The sequence below is a fragment of the Paraburkholderia sp. OAS925 genome, assembly GCF_040543975.1.
Taxonomy (GTDB): domain Bacteria; phylum Pseudomonadota; class Gammaproteobacteria; order Burkholderiales; family Burkholderiaceae; genus Paraburkholderia; species Paraburkholderia graminis.
On record NZ_JBEUNO010000001.1, the window covers coordinates 634,320 to 658,051 of the forward strand.

The following is a 23,732-nucleotide window of genomic DNA, read 5'->3' on the forward strand; positions in this document are numbered from 1 at the left end:
GCATCGACCTGACGCTTGCACCGGCCACACTCGACAATGACGGCGGCAGGATTAGCCATGCCGGGAACGGCAAGCTGACGATAGACGCCGGCAATGGCGCGGGCGCGGTGTCCAACGTCGGCGGCACGATCGCCAGTAACGGCCAGGCTGCGCTTCAGGCCGGAACGCTCGACAACACGGCTGGCTCGATCATCGGCCAGAACGGTCTCACGGCAAGCGTCGGCGGCACGCTGGACAACACCAACGGCAAGCTGCTTTCGAATACGGACCTGAGCCTCGCCAGTGGCACGCTGAACAACAACGGCGGCCAGATCGGCGCGGGCGCAAACGAAACGATTCGCACGGGCTCGCTGACCAACAGCGGCGGCTCGATTGTCGCGCCGAACCTGGCGCTTACCACCGGGTCGACACTGGACAACAGCGGCGGCGACATCCAGGCGAACCAGCTTGCGCTGAACGCGACCGACCTGGTGAACCACGGCGGCACGATCACGCAATACGGCGCGTCGTCGATGGGCTTTAACGTCAGCGGCACCTTCGACAATTCAAGCGGCGGCACATTCCAGACCAACAGCACCGACCTGACGCTCGCGCCTGGCGCGCTCATCAACGACGGTGGCACGATCCTCGACGCCGGCACGGGCACGCTGACGATTGCACCGGGCAATGGCGCGGGTGCCTTCTCGAACGTCGGCGGCCGCATCATCACGGCCGGGCAGCTCACCGCGCGGGCCAGCAGCCTGAACAACGCGAATGGCGTGCTCGCCGCGCAGGGAAACATCGCGGCAAACATCGCGGGCGATGTGAACAATACGCAAGGCTCGGTTCGCTCCCTCTCGTCGCTGACGCTCGCGAGCGGCGGCACGCTGACGAACACGAACGGACAGATCCAGTCCGGCACGGGCGCGGCTGGCGACGCGAGCACGCTCGCGATTCAGGCCGCGTCGGTCAACAACACGAACGGCCTCGTCGGCAATCTCGGCACGGGCGACATGACCGTGCAAGGTGGCAGCCAGACCGTGAACAGCGGCGGCGTCATGACGGGCAACGGCAATGTTGCCGTCGATACGTCGGCGCTCGTGAACACGCAGAACGGCCAGCGCGGTGGCCAGATCAGCGGCGTGAATGTCGCCGTGCGGGCGGACACGGTTGACAACAGCAACGGCCAGATCGGCAACCTGAGCGGTTCGAATGGCGATGTCGCGATCACGACGACCGGCGCGGTCACGAACACGAACGGGCAGATTGGCGCGGCGCATAACCTTGCCGTCAATGCGGCGGCGCTCACCGGCGGCGGCGCATATAGCGCGGCCAACGACGTAGCGGTAAGCGTGCAGGGCGACTTCACGCCGACGCCCGACCTGCAGTTCGCCGCAGGCCATGACCTGTCCTTCACCCTGCCCGGAACATTCAGCAACGGCGCGCTCGTCGAAGCGGCGAACAACCTGAACATCAACGCGGCCGACGTGCAGAACAGCGGCGTGATGATGGCGGGCGGCACACTCACGACGCACTCGAATACGCTGGAGAACACCGGGACGATGGTCGGCGGAAGCGTCTCGCTCAACGCGACGCAATCGCTGACGAACACGGGGCCGACGGCGCTGATCGGCGCAACCGACAGTAACGGCACGCTCGAACTGCTGTCGAACGACATCGAGAACCGCGACGACACCACGGCGACCGACACGCAGGCGACCACCGCGATTTACGGTCTCGGCAAGATGATACTGGCGGGCGGCAAGAATGCAGACGGCAGCTACACGAACGCGGCCCTGATCCGCAACCAGTCAGCGCTGATTGAATCGGCCGGCGACATGGAACTGCACGCCGCCCAGGTGACGAACACGCGCACGACGATGACGACGACCGGCCTGAACCAGCCGGTCGCTCCGGCGCTGCTCGACGAACTTGGCATCAGCCTGTCCGGCCGCACCGGCCAGGTCGGCATACAGGACCCGAACAGCATCGGTGGCGTCTTTACCGATCCGCCACACGGAGGCCAATGGAATTCGACCTACCAGTACACCACCTACACAGGCGTCGCGCTGGCGAACCTGATCGCAGGCATCAGCCCGCAGGCGCAGATCATCGCGGGCGGCAATCTGGACGCGTCGAAGGTGGGACTGTTCCAGAACTACTGGAGCGCGGTGGCAGCGGTCGGCAACATCGCCGCGCCCATGACACTCGACCAGAATAGCTGGCAGGGCCAGACGGCTCCCCAAGTGCAGGTCACGTATTCCGGCGAGTACCACTACAACAACTACGACAACAGCGAACACGACTGGCAATTGCCGTTCGGCGATGCGCCGTTCGTCGGCAAGCGGCCGGGCGGCTACACGCAGGCGGCGCCGGCCGACATCCGCTATTACGCGCTGCCGGGTTACGAATCGAGCTTTGTCGCGGGCGGCACGCTCTCGGGCACGGGCATCAGCATCAACAACACGGCGGGCAACGCGGGCATTCCGTCGATCGGTCTCGCACCTGGCCAGGCCATGTCCGGGGTGAATATCAGCGGCCTGAGCGGCAACGCGAGCGGCGCGAAGTCCGGCGCGGCGTCGGTCAACGGTGGCGCGGGCATGGTCAATCCGGTCATCGCGAGTGCGACGGCGCAGACCGTCCTGCAAAACCTGACGGTTCCGCAGGGCGGATTGTTCAGACCGGCGAGCGCACCGGGCGCCCGTTATCTGATCGAGACGAACCCGGCCTTCACGAACCAGAAGACGTTCATTTCGAGCGACTACTACCTGCAACAGCTTGGCGTGAATCCGCAGACGACGGAAAAGCGTCTCGGCGATGGTTTCTACGAGCAGCAGCTCGTGCGTAACCAGGTGACGTCGCTGACTGGCAAGGCCGTGCTCGGTCCTTACACCGATCTCCAGTCGATGTACCAGTCGCTGCTTGCTGCGGGCGCCTCGCTCTCGCAGTCGCTGAACCTGCCGCTCGGCATGAGCCTGTCGCCCGAGCAGGTGGCCGCGCTCACCAGCAACGTCGTCATCATGCAGACCGAGATGGTCGACGGCCAGGCCGTGCTCGTGCCGGTCGTCTATCTTGCGAAGGCCAGTCAGCAGAACATGAATGGTCCGCTGATCGCCGCAACCGACATCGACATCCAGAACGCGCAGACCTTCACGAACAGCGGCACGGTGCAGGCAGGCAATACGCTGTCAATCCAGGGCAACCAGATCAACAACGCATTCGGCACGCTGCAAAGCGGCGGCCTCATGTCGCTGAACACAAAGGGCAATATTGACCTCACCTCGGCGACCGTGAATGCGGGCAGTCTTGCGCTGAAGGCGGGCGGCGACCTGCTGCTCAATACGGCGGTCAAGACGGTTGACCAGGTGAGCGCAACCGGCGCCACGCGCACGACGACCACGCTCGGCCCGATTGCGAACCTGAACGTCGCGGGTAACGCGGTCATCGTCACCGGCGGCAACGTCGAGCAGAACGCGGGCAATCTGAACGTCGGCGGCAACCTCGGTATGGCCGTGGGTGGCAACTACGATATCGGCGCGGTGCAGACCGGCGAACACAAGATTGTCGAGCGCGCGAACGGTGTGTCGAACACCGACTTTAACCAGACGACCGGCAGTTCCATCAAGGTCGGTGGCGTTTCGCAGATTGGCGTGCGCGGCGACCTGACTGCAACCGGGGCAGACATCCGCCTCGCGGGCGGCGGAACGCTCGCTGCGAACGGCAATGTGACCTTGCAGGCTGCAAAAGCCACGTCGACCACGAACAGCAACAGTTCAGGCAGCGATGGCCACGGCAGTTATTCGGAGTCCTTGCACCGGTCGGACGACACGCTTACTGCGACGACGCTTAATGCCGGCAACTCGCTGACGGTCGCGTCAGGCAAGGATATCAACGTCACGGGCAGCGCAATCAGTCTCGACAAGGGAACCGCGACGCTCGCGGCGACAGGCAACGTCAATATCGGCGCGGCGACGGAGACGCACGTCGACAATTCGCAGGAGCAGCACAAGCACAGCAATGTGGTGAGCGGCAAGGAAGTGTCGAGTTCGAGCAACAGCACGACGACGTTGTCGCAGGGCAGTATGGTTTCGGCAGATGCCGTGATCCTCGCGGCAAAGAATCAGGTCAATGTCGTGAACACGACCGACACCGATTCGACGCGCAGCACGAACCAGTCGAGCAGCGCAAGCGTCGGTATTTCGTATGGCACGCAGGGTTAGCCAATTGCCCAACCGCATCTGCGGCGATTGCTATGATTGTTCCGCCGTATGCAATACCCTCACAGACTACTGAGCAAGGCGTTATTGACGCACCCGCTGCCGCAAGTGACGATACACGTCCGGCGTTAGTCGAAACCATCCCCGCTGCATCTGCCGTTGTGTTACGCATAAAGTCCGCGTCGCTCTTGTCGAACTTGGTGAACGGCCCCGTTATAGTTGATGACTTTGAGCCGGACAACGGATCATACGAAACTGTGCCCGGCACGTCCGTGACATAGTTCGACAGGATGTATGTCTGCAACTCCGGATTCGCCTGCGCCGTAACCTGCGTCAGAATCGGTTTGCCGTCCGCCGTCGTACCACCCGATATCCACTTTGCGCCGGAATCCGTGGGCGCCTGGCCAATCAGCGTCGTCGGTGCGCCTGATTCGTTGGTCCCGTTCACGGTTACGCCCATAATACGCATCTGGTCCTCAGTTTGCGCCTCCGTGTACTTGCCACCGCTCTTATCTGCAAGCTGCTTGGCTACGGCCTTTTCTTCGGGATGCAACTGCCGGTTGAACCTATCCACGTTGTAGCCTTCAAACGCCCCCGCATTGCCGCCAACCACCGCACCCGCCCCTGTAGCAATCGCGTTTGCAACAATATTGCCCAGCGCTTCATTCATATCCGCATTGCCGGTCGGCTTCGAACCGGCAATGTCGCCACTCAGCTCGTTCAGCTTGCCCGCCTCGATCGAAGCGATGCCAGCACCCGCTGCGCCGCCAATTGCATTGCCGCCAGCAAGCCCGCTCACGAGCGCAGCGCCCGCGGCCTGCATTCCGGCGCGCGCTAAGCCGCCTTCCTTCCACGCATCCATGCCGGCCTGATCGCCGTTCGCCTTTGCCTCCTTGTACTTCGATTCTGCATAGTCACCAATACGCCGGGACACCGCCTCACCCGCCGCACCCGCGGCCGCCATCATGTCCCCCTGATGGTCGAGCAGATTATTCACGTCCGGCAGTTTCGCGACCGTGCCGTTGGCGTTCGACGTATCACGATTGAGGCTCGCGATGTCCTGCGTCTGATGAGCCGCATCCGTCACATTGATCGTGCCCGCGCTGATGCCGCTACGCGTGGTCGCGCTATCGCTGCCGCTGTCGTTCTGGCTCAGCATCGGCGCAGCGCCGCCTGCGTTGTGGCCCGACGTGCTGCCGGTCGTGCCGTAGTTCGCGCCGCCGTCGCCGGCCGTCACGCCTCCGCCGATGCCGCCCGTATGCGCGTTATAGCTCGACGAGTTCTGTACATCGCTATAGCTCAGCGTGCCTGTGGCGAGATTGTTTTTCGACGCATCGGCATCGCTCGCAATCACCGCGCCCTTCAGATCGGTATTGCCCTTGACGTTGACGTTGAAACCACCATCGCCCGCCTGGATGCCGGCCTCTTCGTTCACGCCCGCGTAACTGCCGTTCGCACTCGCGTTCGTGTGACTGAAACTCGCGCTGCCGCCACCCTGGCTGATGCTGAAGCCGCCGCCCGTGCTCTCCTGATGCGCGCTGCTCGTCATCGTGTCCTGCACGCTTGCAATGTTCAGGTTGCCGCCGACATCGGCATTCACCTGACGGCCATTGACGTTCGAACCGATGATGTTGGTATCGCCTCCCGAGATGATCGTCGCGGTATTCGCCGCCGTCACGTGTGCGTTGTTCTGCATGGCCGCATCGCTATTGCCGTCGCCGTGCGCCTTCGACATCGACGCGTCCACGCCCCAAGCCGAATACGGGGCAGTACGTTTTTAATGGTTCTACGTCTATTGCATCGAACTACATTTCAGCGGCATCTCCCCTATTGACCCCTGCCGTGAATGAGTTGGTGAATCAAGTGAACGGTAGTGGCGTGGCTAAGAACGTGCAAGAAAAGATAGATGGCATTTTCGGGCCGCAAACTTCCAAGGGGAGAAAATGAAGATCAGATTCATCGACAACGGCAACCTAGCTTCATGGCTTCGCTTGACGCTAATCGTTATTGGAATAGGACTTGCCGCTATCGCACTTGAATGTGAACTCCCAGTCCTTTGGGCGAGAGTTTTCTTGTTAGTCGGCTTTCTTTCAGTGCTTGTCGGCGGAATGACCAGTCGGGCCAAATTGCTAAATATCAAGCCCTTCGATAACAGCTACAAGAAAGCACGCGACAGCTACAAAACGAAGGACGACGAAAACGGGAAATAAACCGTTGATGCAGCAGCGGGCTAACGATGCCCGCCGCTGCATGTCGTATCGAATCACGGAATGAAACACCCATGAAAATTCGAAATAGGCTGGCGGTACTCCCGCTCACAGCCCTGGTATCACTCGCGTCCAACGCGCAGCAGGCACCCACACCCGCGGACACAGCCGCCGCGGCACGCGCCAACGCAGAACAGAACCAGCAACTCCAGCAGCAACGCGACGCCCAGCAGCGCGACGCAACAGTGCAGGCGCCGGTCGTGCGTTCCGAAGTCCCACGCGTGCAAGGCTGGCCCGATCTGCCGGCAGAGCAACCGTGCTTCCGCATCGACTCCCTTTCACTCGACGTGCCGCCCAATCTGCCTGACGCAGTACGCAGTCACGGCGCCTCGCAACTGCCGCTCGACCGCTTCGCGTTCGCGCGCGAATGGCTTGCGCACTATCGCGGCCAGTGCATCGGCAAGGCCGGGCTCGATGTCATCACGAAAGGATTGCAGCAAGCCATTTTGAGCGAGGGCTACATCACGACACGCGTGCTGTTACCTGCACAGGATCTGTCAACCGGCACCCTGAAATTCGCGCTCGTGCCCGGCGTCATCCGCAAGCTGCGCTATGCCGATCCCGACACGCGCGGCACATGGAAAACCGCATTCCCGGCACGCGATGGCGACCTGCTGAACCTGCGCGATCTTGAGCAAGGTCTGGAACAGTCGAAGCGCGTCGCGAGCCAGGATGTCGATATGAAGATCGAGCCGACCGACATGCCGGGCGAAAGCGACGTGGTCATATCGATGAAACGCGCTAAGCCGTGGAGCGTGGTCGCGTCCGTGGACAACTCGGGTTCGCGCGCAACCGGCAAGCTACAGGGCAACCTTAGCGTCGGCATCGACAACCCGCTCGGCCTGAATGATGTTCTCACGGCGGGCGCCAGTCAGGATCTCGAATTCGGCGACAAGCGCCTGGGCTCGCACGGCTTCAACGGATCGTACTCGCTGCCGTGGGGTTACTGGACGGCCACACTGTCGGCCACTGCGAACACCTATTACCAGAACATTGCGGGCGTGAATCAGACGTTCGTCTCCAGCGGCAATTCGCAGACCGCCGCGCTGAGACTCGCGCGTGTCCTGAGACGCAGCCAGACCGACGTGTTCGGCGTGGAATTCCAGCTATCGAAGCGCTTCGGCGAGAGCTTCATCGACGGCACCGACATTCCAACGCAGCGCCGCAACAACACGTTCATCGAGGCGGGGCTGACCGACCGGCATTACTTTGGCGCGGCACAGTTCGACGGGACGCTCGCGTACCGTCAGGGCATCGGCGGACTGGGTGCGACGCCTGACCCGCACCCGGACGGTCCGACGTACCGTTACCATCTCGCCGTGCTGGACACAAACCTGTCGGTGCCGTTTTCAATCAAGACACAAAACTTCCGCTACGTGACAACCGTTCACGCACAGTTCATGAACGACACGCTGTTCTATTTAGACGACCTGACGATCGGCAGCCGCTACACGGTACGCGGCTTCGACGGCGAGACGATGCTGGCGGCGGAGAAGGGTTTCTACTGGCGCAATGAACTACAGATGCCCCTAGGCCAAACAGGGCAGACGCTCTACACGGGGATCGACTACGGCCACGTATTCGGACCAAACACGGCGTTCCTGGCGGGCACGCAACTGGCCGGCGCGGTAATCGGCCTACGCGGTAGCGTCGGCACGCGGATCGGCGGACTCGCCTATGACGTGTTCGCCGGCACGCCCGTCTACAAACCGGCAGCATTCCCAACCGCGCGTGTCACGCTTGGCTTCCAGGCGACAGCGCAGTTCTAGCGGGAAGGGCCTCACTCCCGACTAGCAATAGCCGGTCGCACGTCACCATCGGAAGACACAGAGGAAGAAGAAACCGAAGAACCAGACCCACCCGCACCACTATCAGCCGTCCGCGATCCCTGATCACCCCACACAACGGAGTTATCGACCGCATACAACCGGCAAGGCGCCGAGCTCTGCTTCTGGCAATTCGCAATCGCAACCGACATCGGATCGTCGCCGCCCTCGGCCCACGACCACGCGCCCGTGTCCGACACCGCGAAGGCACGGCTCGGGTACTGGTGCAGGAAGTTGCGATAACCGTTGCGCCCGGCTTCATCGACGTAGGGGACCGCGTCGACGGCATCGACGGAAGCAAAGCCGCTCGCCTTCGGCGCCGAAGGATCGGACACGCGATACTGCACGCCCGTGGGCATGCCCACGCGTGCAAGGAACGACTCCACAGCCGGCCACCAGACATGCACGCCGTCGCGGTCGCCGACGAGCCGGTGCGCGTCGTTCTTATACGTGCCGTAGTCGACCATCTTCGCGCTCGCGCCGTGCGCGACGTACGCCGCGTGCATGCCGGCCACGAGCGGCGCATTCCACACCGAATCGTTGTCGCCGTACATCCACAGCGACGGCACTTTCGTTTTGTCGCCATACGCGCCGAATGCTCGCGTCAGATTGCCCTGCCAGTCGCCGCACGCGTCCTGGCGCAAGCCGCCGGAAAAGTTGATGAGCGCCCGCACGCCCGGCGCCGCCTCGGTGCCGTAGGCCATCGTCGCGAGGCCGCCATGCGACGTGCCCGCCACGACGATATGCGTGGCGTCGACGTAAGGCTGCTTCGACATGTAGTCGATCGTCGCCGCGACGTCGCCGGCTTGCGACATGCCATTGCGTTCGACGTCGCAGCCGTCCTGTTGATAGACGCCGCCCGACTGGCCGAAGCCCTGGCGGTTCGGCGCCACGACCACGTAACCGCGGCGCACGAATTCGCGCGCGAACGGCAGCGGGTCGCTGCGTTCCTGCATACGCGGATCGCCGGGAATCTTGCCGTGATTGAAGACGATCATAGGAAACGGGCCTGGGCCGTCCGGCTTGTAGATCGTCGTTTGAAGGGTGACGTCGCCGTCCGCATCGACGGGTACGCGGATGATCTGTTCGTTCAGCCGCGCGCTCGGCAGATACACGTCGTCCGGCAGTGCGATGCGCGGCACGTGAGCGCGGGCGAGCGGTCCGGGCTGGGCGTCCGCGAGCGGGGTCGCGTGCGCCGCTGCGACAGCGCACGCCGCCGCTGCTGCTGCACACATCGCTGCCCACTTCGCCAGAACCTTGCTCAACGCCATTCACCCACCTGCCTCAAAAAATCTGCCTCGACATCTCGTGTCTGTTCATCGAATCGCGCGGCTGACATTTATCTTTCGCACGCGCGTTTGCGACAAACAAAAACATGCTCACGTACGCATTGCGCGAAGCGCACGCACGCCAATCGAGATCGCACGGGATAAACCCAACGGCCGACGCGACCCCACGCGCCGATGATGAACGCCACCTCCGCTGCCGGACGCCGCTGCCATAACCTCGTTAACTGGTTATCGGCAGGCGCCGGCGCAACTTGCGGAACCCTTACCAGCGGGTCCTCGCTTGATGGCGTCACGAAGCAACGGCCTCATCCTGGCACGACAATTTTGTTTTGTGCAATCAAGGAGAACCCCTGACGAAAAAATTGCCGCGTCGCGCGAGAGGCAGAGCGGCAGGCTCGATGAGCAAGACGCGCGGTGAAAACCCGCGCAGGTGGGGGCAATAAAGCCGCGAAAAGGGCCTTAAATCGGCGGATTGGGGCGATGCGTTGGCCGGGCTCGCTTTGCATCGCGCGATAGCGGGCTGACCGGACTGTCGCGTCGAGCCAACGCCTTGAAGCGGCCCCGCTAAGGGGCCATATGCGATGACGGCGGATTCTCCGTTGACGCTTAAAAAACTATTCGCTTACATCGCCGTCGACGTAGAGCCAGTGGCCGCGATCATCGCGAATGAAACGGCTTAACTCGTGCAGCCGATGCGCGCGCCCGGCCACCTTGTATCGCGCGACGAACTCGACGGTCGCGTGTTGCGCGTCCGTTTCGGCGAATGCCTTGATCTGCAGTCCGAGCCAACGCGGCGCATCGGGCGCGGAAGGGTCGGCGTCGAGATCGGCGGGGCAGGTGGCGGGCGCCCACGTGGCGCGCAAATAATCCGTTGCGCCGACAACATACGCGCTGTAGCGCGAGCGCATCAGTTCGAGCGCGCGCGGCGCCAATTCGCCGCCGTCGATATAACGGCCGCAGCACGCCGCGAAACGCGGTGCTTTCGCGGCCGCGGACTGGCGAGGCGCCGCGCCGCCGCATGGACAGTCGGCGGGCCGCTGTGTGGACGACTCGTGCTTGCTCATCGAACTCCTAACCAAGACCGCGTGCGATCAATATCTTCTGGATGTCGCTCGTGCCTTCGTAAATCTGGCACACGCGCACATCGCGATAAATCCGTTCGACCGGAAAGTCGCTCAGATACCCATAGCCGCCGTGAATTTGCAGCGCCGCCGAACAGATGCGCTCCGCGGCCTCCGACGCAAACAGTTTCGCCATCGCGGCTTCGGTAAGGCAAGGCTGGCCTGCGTCTTTCAACGACGCGGCGTGCCAGATCAACTGACGCGCGGCTTCGAGTTGCGTCGCCATATCGGCGAGACGGAACTGCACGGCCTGGTGCGAGAACAGCGGCTGGCCGAAGCTCTCGCGCTCCTTCGCGTAACTCAGCGCTGCTTCGAACGCCGCGCGCGCCATGCCGACGCTTTGCGCGGCGATGCCGATGCGCCCGCCTTCGAGCCCCGACAGCGCAATGCGATAACCCTCGCCTTCTGCGCCGATCAGATTCGCGGCGGGCACGCGGCAATCGTCGAAAATGATTTGCGCGGTATCCGACGAATGCTGGCCGAGCTTCTCTTCGAGCCGCGCGACCAGATAACCCTTGCTGTCGGTCGGCACGATAAACGCGCTGATGCCGCGCTTGCCGGCGGCCTTGTCGGTGACGGCCATCACGATGGCGACATTCGCGTTCTTGCCGCTCGTGATGAACTGCTTGACGCCGTTGAGCACGTAGGCGTCGCCATCGCGCGTTGCGGTGGTGCGCAGCGCCGACGCGTCGGAACCCGCCTGCGGTTCGGTCAGGCAGAACGCGCCGAGCATCTCGCCGCGCGCGAGCGGCGTGAGCCAGTCGCGCTTTTGCGCGTCGTTGCCGTAACTCAGCAGAATGCTGCACACAGGGCAATTGTTCACGGAGATCGCCGTCGATGTACCGCCGTCGCCGGCTGCGATTTCCTCGAGAATCAGCGCGAGCGCGAGCGCGTCCATGCCGGCGCCGCCGTACTCTTCGGGCACGAGCACGCCATACGCGCCGAGTTCCGCAAGTTGCCTATGCACTTCTTTTGGAAAAGTGCGCTCGCGGTCCCACGCCGCCGCGTGCGGTGTGACGGCTTCGCGCACGAAGGTGCGCAGCGCGTCGCGGACCATCAGATGATCCTGATCAAGCACCATGAATCTGCCTCCTCACTCTGGCCTCGTGCATAAGGGCCGACCAGACCACTCACGCGCTCGTGCTACCACTCCAGCTGCGTGCCGTCGTATTGGTAGAAGCGGCCATTGAACGCGTCGCGCGAGGCCGCTGCCTGCGCGAGCACGTCACGCATGCCGGCGACGCTCGTCGTCGGATCGATTGCCGCGTGCGCGCCGCCCATGTCCGTCTGCACCCAGCCGGGATGCAGCGACACGCACGTCGCGCTCTGTGCTTCGAGCGACGCGAGCTTGAGCGCGTCGTTCAGCGCGGCCTTGCTCACGCGATACAGCCAGCCACTCGTGCCGCTCGAATCGGCGATGCTGCCCATCTTGCTCGAGATCACCGCCAGCACGCCGCCCGTTTCCTCGACGATCGGCAGCAGGATCGGCATCAGTTGCATCGGGCCGCGCACGTTGGTGTGCATCACATGATCGAAGTCTTCGGCGGTGATGGTTTCAATGCGGTCGCTGCGCGGACCATAAACGCCCGACACGACGATGGCCACATCGACCTGCTCGCCGTCGAGCTTCCAGCCCAATGCGGCGATGTCCGCGGACTCGGTTACGTCGACGGAATAGGTTTGCGCGCCGAGTTGCGTGAGCGCGTCGAGCGCGGCGCCGTCGCGCGCGGTGGCGAGCACACGCCAGCCGCTTTGTTTGTACTGCCGGACAAATTCCTGGCCGATGCCACGCGACGCACCGACAATCAACACTGTCTTCATGAATCACCTCCGACTATGTGACGCGCCTGAACATGCGCGCGACGCGTCAAACGAGTTCGATGCCCATTGCCGTCGCTTCGCCGCCGCCGATGCAAAGCGTGGCGACGCCGCGCTTGCCGCCGCGCTTTTTCAGCGCACCGATCAGCGTGACGAGAATGCGCGCGCCCGATGCGCCGATCGGATGGCCGAGAGCACACGCGCCGCCGTGCACGTTGACCTTGTCGTGCGGAAGCTTGTGTTCCTTCATCGCGGCCATCGTCACGACGGCGAAAGCCTCGTTGACTTCATACAGATCGACTTCGTCCGCGCGCCAGCCGTTTTTGTCGAACAGCTTGCGGATCGCGCCGACCGGCGCGGTGGTGAACTTCGCCGGCTCCTGCGCGAACGTGGAGTGGCCGACCACGCGCGCAAGCGGCGTGACGCCGAGACGCTTCGCCGTCGATTCGCGCATCATGACGAGCGCCGCGGCGCCGTCCGAAATCGACGACGAGTTCGCGGCCGTCACCGTGCCCGTTTTGCTGAACGCGGGCTTGAGCGTCGGAATTTTTTCGAGGTTCGCCTTGTACGGCTGTTCGTCGTGGTCGATGGTCGCTTCGCCCTTGCGGCTTTGCACTTTCACCGGCGCGATTTCCCACGCGAACGAACCGTCTTCGTTCGCACGTTTCGCGCGGTTCAGGGACTCGACGGCGAACGCGTCTTGCGCTTCGCGCGTGAAGTCGAACGAGGCCGCGCATTCTTCCGCGAACGTGCCCATCAAACGGCCTTTTTCGTAGGCGTCTTCGAGGCCGTCGTAGAACATGTGATCGATGACCTGGCTGTGACCCATGCGCATGCCGCCCCGCGCTTTGGGCAGCAGATACGGCGCGTTCGTCATGCTCTCCATGCCGCCCGCGACGATCACGTCGACCGAACCGGCGGCCAGCATGTCGTGCGCGAACATGGCCGCGCGCATGCCCGAACCGCACATCTTGTTGACTGTCGTGCTGCCCGTCGAAAGCGGCAAGCCGGCGCCGAGCGCGGCTTGCCGCGCGGGCGCCTGGCCGAGGCCCGCGGGCAGCACGCAACCCATCACGACTTCATCGATCTGCTCGGGCTTGAGGCCCGCACGCTGAACCGCGGCTTCGATCGCGATCGAGCCGAGTTGCGGCGCGGTCAGCGATGCGAAATCGCCCTGAAATGCAGCCATCGGCGTGCGCGCCGCGCTCACGATCACAATCGGATCGGCCGTCGTGCCGTTCGTCTCTGTCTTTGTCTTCGTCTCACTCATGTTTTAGCTCCTTGATTACGCCTTGGACTATCGCCGGCACGTCGCCAAGCTGCGCCGCGTCTGACGCGACGACGTCGTTGTCCGCCGTATGCGCGGTGCTCGCCGACACGCCGGCCACGCAACGCCGATAGGTTTCATCGAGCGCGGCCGCGTTGTTGATCGTCATGCCGAGGTCGCGCACCTTGCCGTCGTGCACGCCATAGGCCCAGCCGTGCACCGTGAGTTCCTGGCCGCGCGCCCATGCGTCGTTGATGATGGTCGTGCGGCACACGTTCACGACCTGCTCGATGGTGTTCAGTTCGACGAGACGCCGGTGACGTGTCTCGCCAATGGGCCACTCGTCGATCAGTGCGGCATGTTTCGCGCGCACGTCCTGCACGTGATGCAGCCAGTTATCCGCGAGACCCACGCGGCGGCCGTGCAATGCGGCGGCCACGCCCGAGCAGCCGTAGTGGCCGACCACCATGATGTGCTTGACCTTCAGCAGATCGACGGCGAACTGGATCACCGAGAGGCAGTTCAGATCCGTATGCACGACCACGTTCGCGATGTTTCTATGCACGAACACTTCGCCCGGCGGCAGACCGATGATCTGGTTCGCGGGCACGCGCGAATCGGAGCAGCCGATCCACAGATACTCGGGCGTCTGCTGATGCGCGAGGCGCGAGAAGTACTCGGGATCTTCGGACAACTTGCGCGTGACCCACGCGTCGTTGTTATCGAATAGATGCGCGAGCGGATGGGCGGGGTTGGAAGCGTTCATGTTCATGATGCGTCTTGGCGGTTAATCGACGGTTATTCAGTGGTTATCTGGCGGTTAGGCGACCGCTTTCAGCGGCCGGTTTCGTTACGTTGGATTCTGTGTGCATGCGTTAAGCAACTCTCACGCTGCGCTCGTCGGCCTGCGGTCCAGCGGCACTGATAGCATCTGCTGCGTTCCACTCTGCGGATTCTGCATCGACAAAACGCTCCGGATAGCGAATGCAAAAACGCACGCTGCTGTCATACGGAAAGAAGTCGGGCAGTTCGCCTTTCAGCAGATGATTCTTGTGCTTTTGCCACAGCGCCGGATCGAAGAAGTCCGCGTGATGCTGCATGAACGCGCGGCGCACGCGCGGGTCGCCGAGCAGAAAAGTGCCATACGTCTCGGGGAAAATGTCGTGCGGCCCGACCGAGTACCACGGCTCGCCCGACATCTCGTCCTCTTCGTTGCGCGGCGCGGGCACTGCACGCACGTTGCAGTCGGTTAGATATTCGATCTCGTCGTAATCGTAGAACACCACGCGGCCGTGGCGCGTCACGCCGAAGTTCTTGTACAGCATGTCGCCGGGGAAGATGTTCGCCTGCATCAATTCCTTCACCGCGTTGCCGTATTCCTTGATGCCGTGATCGACGTCGTCGTCGCTGCCGTTTTGCAGGAACAGATTCAGCGGCACCATGCGGCGCTCGATATACATATGGCGGATCACCACATTGTCGCCGTCGTACTCGAGCAGCGACGGCACTTCTTTCTCCAGTTCACGCATGAGCGCTTCGTCGAGCCGCGAAATGGGCAGCGCGACGCTCGAATATTCGAGCGTGTCAGCCATGCGGCCGAGGCGGTCGTGCCGTTTGACGAGCTGGTACTTCTCCTGAATCTTCGCGCGCGTGGTTTCCTTCGGCGGCGGGAAGTTGTCCTTGATGAGCTTGAACACGTACGGAAAAGAGGGCAGCGTGAACACCAGCATCACGAGCCCCTTGATGCCGGGCGCGATGATGAACTGATCGCTCGAATGCGACAGGTGATGCAGCAGATCGCGATAGAACAGATTCTTGCCCTGCTTCTGCAAACCGACCGACGTGTAGATTTCCGCCTTCGGCTTGCCCGGCATGATCATGCCGAGAAATTCGACGTATGCCGACGGTACTTCCATATCCACAAGAAAGTACGAATGCGAGAAGCTGAAGATGATCAGCAACTGTTCGCGCGTCAGCAGCACCGTGTCGAGTGCGAGCACGCCGGGCTTCACATGACGCAGCGGCACGGCGAACGGCAGCAGCCTGTCGCCGTTGATGATTCGCCCGACGATATACGCGGACTTGTTGCGAAAGAACAGCGACGAGAGCACATGAATCTGGAAGTTCGGCGCTTCGTCGAAGGTGCCGAACGCGTCGTGAATCGCCTGCATCACGCAGCCGACGTCGCGCGTCAGATCTTCGAACGGCGGCTCGAGTTGAAAATTCGTGACGATGCGCTCGAGCGTCGCGGCGAGGCCGTCCTTGCCGGGGTAATACGCGCGATAAGTCGGCTTCGCCGCGGGCTCGTCGTTCTCGATATATTCGGTCGAGATTGCCGGGCGCACGAAAATGAAGTCGTTGTTGAAATACGAGCGGTGCAGAATCTTGCAGCACACCGAATTGAAAAACGTTTCCGCGCACTCGGGCTGACGGTGCGTGGTGAGAAGGCCAATGTAGTGCAGCTTGATCTGCTGCCACACTTCGCTGTCGATGTTCTCCGCGTCGTACTCGTCTTCGAGCAGCTCGACGCATTCCTGCACGCGGTCGTCATATGAAGTAATGCGCTCGCGCGCGAGCTTTTGCAGACCGTGCCAGTCGCCGTGTTCGAACAGCGTCTTGGCATGAATCGCCGCGTCGCGAAAGATCCGGTAGTGCCGGTTGAATCCTTCGAGCATGGTTTGCGCGACGTCAAAGCCGATTTGCGACGACAACAGTTTGGGGAAGTGATTCATGTCGACCGTGCATTCGTCTCGTGTCGTGAAGACACCCGTGATTGTATCGTCGGGTGCGCTCGCGACGCATTGCGTCAACCGGCTCGTGCGCCGGCGCCGTGTGAGCGGTGCCGGGCATTTGCGGACTTTTCCGGGCAACTGCGCTCAATGCCCTGGTTCGGCGTTGTTAAACGGCTCAATTTGCGGCAAGAAAAAATTTCGTTCACGACCTTACCTGGTGCGCGGGTCTCGTCATGCGGGCTTGGCTTCGCGCGCTCGTCGCCCTTGTTGCGTTTCTTGCGCTTGCGTCGCTTTGCGTGCCTCGGAAGCCGCATGCTTGCCGCCTTCGAGCAGCGCGCGCGCCTGCGCTTCGTATTGGGCGAGGTCTTCGAGCGTCGCGTTCAGGTCTTCCAGTTGCCGCTCCAGCACCTCGCGATGACGCGCGACCGTGCCGAGAAACGCGTGCAGTTGCGGGACGGTGTCTGTCGGCGATTCGTACACGTCCAGCAGATCGCGAATTTCGGAGAGCGTGAAGCCGAGCCGCTTGCCGCGCAGCGTGAGCTTCAGGCGCGTGCGGTCGCGGCCCGAATAGACGCGCCGCAAGCCGCTCGAACCTTCGCGGCTCGGCGAGAGTAAACCCTGGTCTTCGTAGAAACGTATGGCGCGCGGCGTGACGTCGAATTCCCGCGCGAGTTCGGTGATCGTGTATTGAGTGGTCATCGGGGCATTCACTGGCCGGGCACAAAGTCAGATTGAACGATAGAATCGACGTTTACGTTATCGTCAACTTGGGTTGAATGCAACCTGCGGCAAGTACGCGGAAAGCGTGGAGGAAGACACCGAATGAATGCACTCGAACATCAACTCGACTATCCGTTCAACGACACGCTGCCCGAGCCCGGCCACGCGCAGGAAGTCGCGCCCGGTGTGTTCTGGCTGCGCATGCCGTTGCCGTTCGCGCTCGACCATATCAATCTGTGGCTGCTGCGCGATCAGATCGACGGCGAGGAAGGCTGGACGGTGATCGACTGCGGGATCGCGTCGGACGCGATCCGGGAGAACTGGGAAAAGGTGTTTGAGTCGGTGCTCGACGGTTTGCCGGTGCTGCGCGTGATCGTCACGCATTGCCATCCCGACCACGTCGGTCTCGCGGATTGGGTTTGCAGCGGCGGCGACAAGAAGCGCTGGAACGCGCGCCTGTGGATGACGCTCGGCGAATACATGCAGGCTCGCGTGATGGCGGCCGGCGACGGCTCCAACGCGGGCGGCGAAGCGGCGGCGCGGCACTTCGCGCTGCACGGCGTCACCGACGAGGACTCGCTCGAGAAGCTGCGCAGCCGGCAGAGTTATTACGCGAATCTGGTGCCGTCGGTGCCCGATCAATACCGGCGTTTGCGTGAAGCGGACCGCGTGCGGATCGGCAGAAAAACGTGGCGCGTGGTGACGGGCTATGGCCATTCACCGGAGCACTGTGCGCTGCATTGCGAAGAGATGGGCGTGCTGATTTCCGGCGACATGGTGCTGCCGCGTATTTCGACGAACGTGTCGGTGTTCGCGATGGAGCCCGAAGGCTCGCCGCTTGCGCTTTATCTCGAGTCGCTCGCGCGCTACGAGGTAATGCCTGAAGACACGCTCGTGTTGCCGTCGCACGGCAAGCCGTTTCGCGGCGTGCGTACGCGCGTGAAGCAGTTGCGCGAGCATCACGACGCGCGTCTCGCCGAAGTGCGAGAGGCGTGCGCGCAAAAGCCGCAAAGCGCGGCGGACATCGTGCCGCTCATGTTCAAGCGCGCGCTGGATATTCACCAGATGACGTTCGCGATGGGCGAGGCGCTCGCGCATTTGCATCTGCTGTGGCTGGCGGGCGCGTTAAAACGCACGCACGATGCGGATGGCGTGATGCGGTTTTCGGCGTGAGCCCTTGCTCGATGTCGGTGGCCTACGCATAAAAAAAAGCCCGGTCGCGCGTTTGCACTGCATTGCATTGCATTGGGCGACCGGGCTTCTGCTGCTTCGGGTTCGTGCGGTATGTTCGTGCGGTATTACTGCACCGACACCGCCCCGAAGTTCTGCCGCCCAAACGGGCTCACGTGATAACCGCTCACATTGGTCCGCGTGATAGCCGCCGCCGTCGGATAACCGAGCGGAATCCACAGCGCCTGATCGTGAATGATCTGCTGCGCAGCCTGATACGCTTTCGTGCGCTTGGCCTGGTCCGGCGTGGACTTGCCGTCGGCGATCAGCTTGTCGAGATCCTGATCGCAGAAGCGCGCGAAGTTGATGCCCGACTTCACCGCATTGCAGCTAAAGAGCGGCGACAGGTAGTTGTCCGGATCGCCGTTGTCGCCCGCCCAGCCCATGAATAGCGAGTCGTGCTGGCCTTGCTTGGCCTGCTTGATCAGCTCGCCCCATTCGATCACCTTCACGTCAGCCTTCACGCCGATCTTCGCGAAGTCCGCTTGCAACAGCTCGGCGCCCGCTTTCGGATTCGGATTCAGCACGCTGCCGTTCGGACGCACCCAGATGGTCGTTTCAAAGCCGTTCGGGTAGCCGGCATCGGCGAGCAGTTTCTTTGCCTTGGCCGGATCGTACGGCCAGGCCTTCACGGCCTTGTCGTAGCTCCAGGTGTTCGGCGGATACGGATTCACCGCTGCGGTCGCGGTGTTGTCGAAGACGGTCTTCAGATACGTGCCGCGGTCGAACGCCATGTTCAGCGCGGCGCGCACCTTCTGATTGTCGAGCGGCTTCTTCTGCGTGTTCAACGCGACGAATGCCGTCATGAACGCGGGCGTCTGCACGATGGCGAGCGACTTGTCGTTCTTCGCATCTGCGAGATCCTGCGGTTTCGGCGACAGCGCAATCTGGCATTCGCCGGCTTTCACCTTTTGCGCGCGCACGGTGGCGTCGGGCGTGATTGCGTAGATCAGACGGTCGATCTTCGGTTTCGAGCCCCAGTAGGTGGGGTTCACGTCGTAGCGGATCACCGCATCTTTCGTGTAGCTCTTCAACTCGAACGGGCCCGTGCCGACCGGCTTCGAATTCAGATCGACCTGCTTGCCGGCTTTCAGCAACTGATCCGCGTATTCAGCCGAGTAGATCGACGCGAAGCCCATCGTCAGGATCGACACGAAGGTCGCGTCCGGCGCGTTCAGTTCGAACTTGACGGTGTTGTCGTCGACCTTGCTGATCGCCTTGATGAGCTTCGGCAAGCCCATCGACTGCGCATGCGGAAAGCCGCTCGCGCCCGTCACCTTGTGCCACGGGTTGCTGTCGTTGAGCATGCGGTCGAACGTGAAGACGACGTCGTCGGCATTCAGCGGCCGCGTCGGCTTGAAGTAGTCGGTGGTCTGGAACTGCACGTTCGGGCGCAGATGGAACGTGTACGTGAGGCCGTCCGCGCTCACGTCCCACTTGTCGGCCAGCGACGGCACCACTTTCTTCGCGGCCTCATCGTAGGAGACGAGCGAATTGAAAATCACATCCGCCGATGCATTGGTCGTAACGAGCGAGTTGAACTGCACGACATCGAAGCCGTCGGGGCTCGACTCGGTGCAGACGGTCAGCGGTTTGGCGAGCACGAGCGCGGGCGCCGTGAAGAGTACGGCGGCTGCGAGCAGTTTGAAGCGCATAAGATCTCCGATAACAAGCGCAGTCAGGCAGTGCGTCTGGTTGTGTGGTTATTCCGTTGACGAGTGACAGCGACGTTTATGGCCTCGCCGTCGACTTCATTCTGATACCTTTCCGGGGCTCGCGCATGCTCGCCAAAATGCGGGCTCACGTGCGCGCCGGCCTTCGCGAAAGCTTATCGAAGGGCAGTTCGCGCGACAACAACATAATCCGCATATCCATATGGGATCGTATGGAGCCTGTGCCGTGCGCGTGCTGGCTTCACGCGGCGCTCGCACGCTGCATCAGATAAGCGATGCCGTCGATCGCGCGCACGCCGTACCACGAGACCATCTCGCCGTCGATCAACTCGATGCGCTTGCCGGCCATGCGCGGATCGCTTTTCAGCGCATCGCAATGCGCCTGCGTGAAGCGATAAGGTTCGCTCGAAAACAGAATGCGGTCGACGCCGGCAAGCCACGGCGCGTGCTCGGCGTCGTCGAATTCGAACGATGGATAACGGCCCGCGCCTGTCGCGCCGCCTTGCACCTCCGGCAGCGTCTGCCAGTTCACGACGCGCAGCATCGCGGAGATGTAGGTGTCGCGCGCGACGGTCATCCACGGTTCGCGCCAGATCAGATACAGCACGTTTTGCGCGGCGAATGCATGCGCGGCGGCTTCATGCAGACGCGCCTGCAACGCATCGGCGAGACGCTGCGCTTCGTGCTCGCGATCGAAGATCGCGCCCAGCAGCGCGTACAGCGAGAGATTGTCGTGCGGCGTGAGCGGATGAGTCACGACGACATGCGGCACGAAAGCACGCAGTTGCTCGACGGTGTCGCGCTCGTTCTCGTCGATATTGACGATCAGGTGAGTAGACCGCAGCGCGCGAACGGCGTCGACCTTCACGGCTTTCGTGCCGCCGACCTTGGGCACATTGCGCACCTTGTCGCGCGGATGCACGCAAAAACCGGTACGCCCGACGACCTGGCGTTCTAGACCCAGCGCAAACAGCAGTTCGGTGATGCTCGGCACCAGCGAGACGATGCGCGCGCCGGCACCCGTTTTTTCGTGCGCGACGCCGGCTGCATCGACCGCACAGGCAGACATGATTTACTCGACGACGGCGCGCGGCTTGCGCGGCGCGCGTTCGAACACGCGGTCGTAGAGCCAGCGCGGCACGACGTGCAGCAGCATCGCCACGACACGCATCTGCCACGGAAACACCGCGAAAGCGGTGCGGCGCTCGATGGCCTGCGCGGCTTTCGCGGCGAAGCGGTCGGCGTCCATCAGAAAGGGCATGGTGTAGGGATTGTGCGCGGTCATCGGCGTGCGGATATAGCCGGGCGCGATCGTGACAACGCCCACGTCGTGCGGGCGCATTTCGACGCGCAACGCTTCGAGATACTTGAGCGCCGCCGACTTCGACGCGCTATACGCGCCCGAACCGGGCAAGCCGCGCACGCCCGCGACGCTCGCAACGCCGACGAGCGTGCCGCGTCTTGCGGCAACCATCGCGGCCGCGAACGGCTCGAAGGTGGCGACCATGCCGAAGTAGTTGATGTCCATCACTTCGCGGAAGGTGCGCAGGTCGCCTTCGCCGGTGACCGCGCCGCGGCTTACGCCCGCATTGGCGATCACGATGTCCGGCTGGCCATGTTCCGCGATGAACTGCGCGGCCGCTTCGGCGAGCGCCTCGGCGTCGCGCACGTCGACGCTATAGCAGGAGATGGAGTTTTGCGGATGAGACCGCCTGAAGGCGGCGAGGGCTTCGCCGCGGCGGGCAACGAGGCCGAGCGTCGCGCCGCGCCGCGCGTATTCGGCGGCGAGCGCGAGGCCAATTCCACTCGAAGCGCCGGTAATGAAAACTTTCAACGGTGAGCTCATTCCGGCGCCTCGCGCTTTACATCTTCTTCGCGCGAACCTGCTGGACCAGGTAATCGAGCACCTGGACCGTGCCAGGCAGGCTGTTGGTCGCAGCCGGGCCGGTTTCGTACTTGCCCTGCACGGCGATGGTCGGCACACCGTCGATCTTGTAGTCTTCGAGCAGCTTCTTGTCTTTCTGCAACGCGCTTTGCGTCGAGAATGAGTTGTACGCGTCCATGTACTTCTTCGGATCGACGCCGTTCTTCGCGAGGAATTTGGCCTGATCTTCCGGCGTCAGCAGATAGTTCTTGTTGACGTGAATTTCGTTGAAGACCTTCGGCGTGAGCTGGTTGGCGAGACCGAGCGCGTCGAGCGCGTGATACATCTTCGAATGCGGAATGAAGTCGTCGCGGAAGGCAACCGGCACGCGCTTGAACACGACGTCCGGACCCTGCTTCTTCACCCATGCTTCGAGATACGGGTCAAATTCGTTGCAGTGCGGGCAGCCGTACCAGAAGAATTCGGTGACTTCGATCTTGCCGGCGGGCACGTCGGTGGATTGCGCGCTCGGCAACACGGTGTAGTCCTTGCCCGAGACCGGCGCGGTCGGCGACGCGTGCGCCGAGGCCGCGACGAGGCCCAACGAGAGGAACAGAATGCTCAGCAGTTTTTTCATGTTGTCTTGACCCAGGTAGGCGTAAAACAGTGGCGCCACGCAAATGCCCGTCACCGTTTTCAAATCGGCGTTGGACGGCTCTATCGGCCGTCGTGCTCAATCATGCTCAATCGTGCTTACTGTGCTTGTTGCCTGCGATTCCTGTGACAGGCGCCGCGCGCCGATAGTTCGGCGGCGGCGCCTGCCTGCGGGTCCCGCGCTGCTTATTGTTTGGTGAAGCGGATCACGGCGGTGTCAACGCCCGCGTCCGACAGACGCTGACGGCTCGCGTTCATGTCCTCGAACTTCGAGAACGGCCCGATACGCACGCGATAATACGTGACCCCGCCCGCATCGCGCTGCGTGACCTTCGACTCGAAGCCCTGGAACGCGAGACGCGCGCGTTGCTGTTCGGCGTCCGCAGCGGTTTTGTACGCGCCCACTTGCAGGAAGTAGCCCGTGTTCGCGTCGCCCGGCGCGGGCGCTGCGCCCGAACCCGGCTTGACGTTCGCGACCGCCGCCGACGACGTGCTCTTCGGCGCGGAACCCGCTGTGGTCGCAGCCGGCGCGCTCGTGGCTTGCGGCTTTTTCACCGCGGCGGTGGCGCTGCTGCCGTTATCCGGCGCGGGCTTCGGCGCGACCGCCGTGCCGTTGGCATTGCCCGCGGCATTATTGTTCCCGCCGAGGGTCGGCGGCACTTCGATGATTTGCGGCTGCTCGAGCATGCCCGACTGCGTCTGCGAGTTGGTCTGGCCAGGCGCGGTGTTCGGCGGCGCGGGTTGCGCGGCCTGCGGCACCGGCTGACCCGGCGTCTTGCCTTGCAGCGGACGGTTCGGATCGTATTGCGCCTGGCTCGCGCTCGACTCGGACGCCGCGGGCGGCGCGACCTTCGACACGAACGGCGTAGGCGCACGGGTGATATACAGCGCCACCACTACCGCGATCGCGAGGCCGACAATCAGGCCCAGCACGATGCCGAGAAAAGTACCCCCGGTTTGTTTCGATTGCTTTGTTGTGCGGCGTGGTTTTGCCATCGTATGAATCACCTGCAAAAAGAATCCTGGAACGGCCGCCGATTATAACGACGGCCGCATGCATGTTGCGCCGGAGGAC

Annotated in this window: 16 protein-coding genes and 3 pseudogenes; 5 read left to right on the forward strand and 14 right to left on the reverse strand. The window is 62.8% G+C overall.

Features of this window, described 5'->3' with window-relative positions; translation table 11 throughout:
• Positions 1–107 precede the first annotated feature (107 nt).
• Together ABIE53_RS31960 and ABIE53_RS31965 are read left to right on the forward strand one after the other, a co-directional pair.
• Positions 108–3,911 (forward strand): annotated as a pseudogene (locus tag ABIE53_RS31960) (beta strand repeat-containing protein); the annotation flags it as partial.
• Between the two features lie 105 nt (positions 3,912–4,016).
• Positions 4,017–4,196: pseudogene (locus tag ABIE53_RS31965) on the forward strand (hemagglutinin repeat-containing protein); the annotation flags it as partial.
• A gap of 691 nt (positions 4,197–4,887) precedes the next feature.
• Here ABIE53_RS31965 and ABIE53_RS02805 read toward each other — a convergent pair.
• Positions 4,888–5,949 (reverse strand): annotated as a pseudogene (locus tag ABIE53_RS02805) (hemagglutinin repeat-containing protein); the annotation flags it as partial.
• Positions 5,950–6,139: 190 nt separating this feature from the next.
• Between ABIE53_RS02805 and ABIE53_RS02810 the strand changes: the two are divergent.
• On the forward strand, positions 6,140–6,406 hold the full coding sequence (locus ABIE53_RS02810) for a hypothetical protein (RefSeq protein ID WP_114155727.1): 267 nt from the start codon (positions 6,140–6,142) through the stop codon (positions 6,404–6,406).
• Positions 6,407–6,477: 71 nt separating this feature from the next.
• Positions 6,478–8,232 (forward strand): ShlB/FhaC/HecB family hemolysin secretion/activation protein, encoded by a 1,755-nt coding sequence (locus tag ABIE53_RS02815; RefSeq protein WP_192699994.1) that lies wholly within the window; start codon positions 6,478–6,480, stop codon positions 8,230–8,232.
• A gap of 11 nt (positions 8,233–8,243) precedes the next feature.
• On the opposite strand, the gene ABIE53_RS02820 is transcribed toward ABIE53_RS02815, so the two are convergent.
• From ABIE53_RS02820 to ABIE53_RS02855, 8 genes are all read right to left on the reverse strand, one after another.
• Entirely contained in the window at positions 8,244–9,560 is a 1,317-nt protein-coding gene (locus ABIE53_RS02820; RefSeq protein WP_029969578.1) for a dienelactone hydrolase family protein, read from the reverse strand.
• Between the two features lie 632 nt (positions 9,561–10,192).
• A complete protein-coding gene (locus tag ABIE53_RS02825) occupies positions 10,193–10,642 on the reverse strand; it encodes a YchJ family protein (RefSeq protein WP_114155729.1) in 450 nt (149 codons plus the stop codon).
• 7 nt (positions 10,643–10,649) lie between these two features.
• Complete coding sequence (locus tag ABIE53_RS02830) at positions 10,650–11,780, reverse strand: acyl-CoA dehydrogenase family protein (RefSeq protein ID WP_006048155.1); 1,131 nt, start codon at positions 11,778–11,780, stop codon at positions 10,650–10,652.
• A 62-nt stretch (positions 11,781–11,842) separates the two neighbouring features.
• Positions 11,843–12,520: an SDR family oxidoreductase gene (locus ABIE53_RS02835; protein ID WP_114155730.1), complete on the reverse strand. Its 678-nt coding sequence runs from the start codon at positions 12,518–12,520 to the stop codon at positions 11,843–11,845.
• Between the two features lie 46 nt (positions 12,521–12,566).
• Positions 12,567–13,787: an acetyl-CoA C-acetyltransferase gene (locus ABIE53_RS02840; protein ID WP_114155731.1), complete on the reverse strand. Its 1,221-nt coding sequence runs from the start codon at positions 13,785–13,787 to the stop codon at positions 12,567–12,569.
• On the reverse strand, positions 13,780–14,556 hold the full coding sequence (can, locus tag ABIE53_RS02845) for a carbonate dehydratase (RefSeq protein WP_029969583.1): 777 nt from the start codon (positions 14,554–14,556) through the stop codon (positions 13,780–13,782). The genes ABIE53_RS02840 and can overlap by 8 nt, the downstream gene beginning before the upstream one ends.
• A 103-nt stretch (positions 14,557–14,659) precedes the next feature.
• Positions 14,660–16,516: a bifunctional isocitrate dehydrogenase kinase/phosphatase gene (gene aceK / locus ABIE53_RS02850; protein WP_192699995.1), complete on the reverse strand. Its 1,857-nt coding sequence runs from the start codon at positions 16,514–16,516 to the stop codon at positions 14,660–14,662.
• Between the two features lie 231 nt (positions 16,517–16,747).
• Positions 16,748–17,215, reverse strand: coding sequence for a MerR family transcriptional regulator (locus ABIE53_RS02855; protein ID WP_006048150.1), 468 nt, complete (start codon positions 17,213–17,215; stop codon positions 16,748–16,750).
• Between the two features lie 123 nt (positions 17,216–17,338).
• Here ABIE53_RS02855 and ABIE53_RS02860 point away from each other — a divergent pair, with 123 nt between their 5' ends.
• Positions 17,339–18,409, forward strand: coding sequence for an MBL fold metallo-hydrolase (locus ABIE53_RS02860; RefSeq protein ID WP_053857431.1), 1,071 nt, complete (start codon positions 17,339–17,341; stop codon positions 18,407–18,409).
• Between the two features lie 125 nt (positions 18,410–18,534).
• Here the strand turns inward: ABIE53_RS02860 and ABIE53_RS02865 are convergent, their stop codons facing one another.
• The 5 genes from ABIE53_RS02865 to ABIE53_RS02885 all read right to left on the reverse strand — a co-directional run bounded on the left by ABIE53_RS02865 (position 18,535) and on the right by ABIE53_RS02885 (position 23,671).
• Entirely contained in the window at positions 18,535–20,121 is a 1,587-nt protein-coding gene (locus ABIE53_RS02865; RefSeq protein ID WP_006048148.1) for an ABC transporter substrate-binding protein, read from the reverse strand.
• A 259-nt stretch (positions 20,122–20,380) separates the two neighbouring features.
• Positions 20,381–21,208, reverse strand: a complete 828-nt coding sequence (locus tag ABIE53_RS02870) for a helical backbone metal receptor (protein WP_192699996.1) — start codon at positions 21,206–21,208, stop codon at positions 20,381–20,383.
• A 3-nt stretch (positions 21,209–21,211) separates the two neighbouring features.
• Positions 21,212–21,985: an SDR family oxidoreductase gene (locus ABIE53_RS02875; RefSeq protein ID WP_114155734.1), complete on the reverse strand. Its 774-nt coding sequence runs from the start codon at positions 21,983–21,985 to the stop codon at positions 21,212–21,214.
• Between the two features lie 16 nt (positions 21,986–22,001).
• On the reverse strand, positions 22,002–22,640 hold the full coding sequence (locus ABIE53_RS02880; RefSeq protein WP_029969595.1) for a thiol:disulfide interchange protein DsbA/DsbL: 639 nt from the start codon (positions 22,638–22,640) through the stop codon (positions 22,002–22,004).
• A 203-nt stretch (positions 22,641–22,843) separates the two neighbouring features.
• Positions 22,844–23,671, reverse strand: a complete 828-nt coding sequence (locus ABIE53_RS02885) for an SPOR domain-containing protein (protein WP_006048144.1) — start codon at positions 23,669–23,671, stop codon at positions 22,844–22,846.
• Between the last annotated feature and the right edge of the window lie 61 nt (positions 23,672–23,732).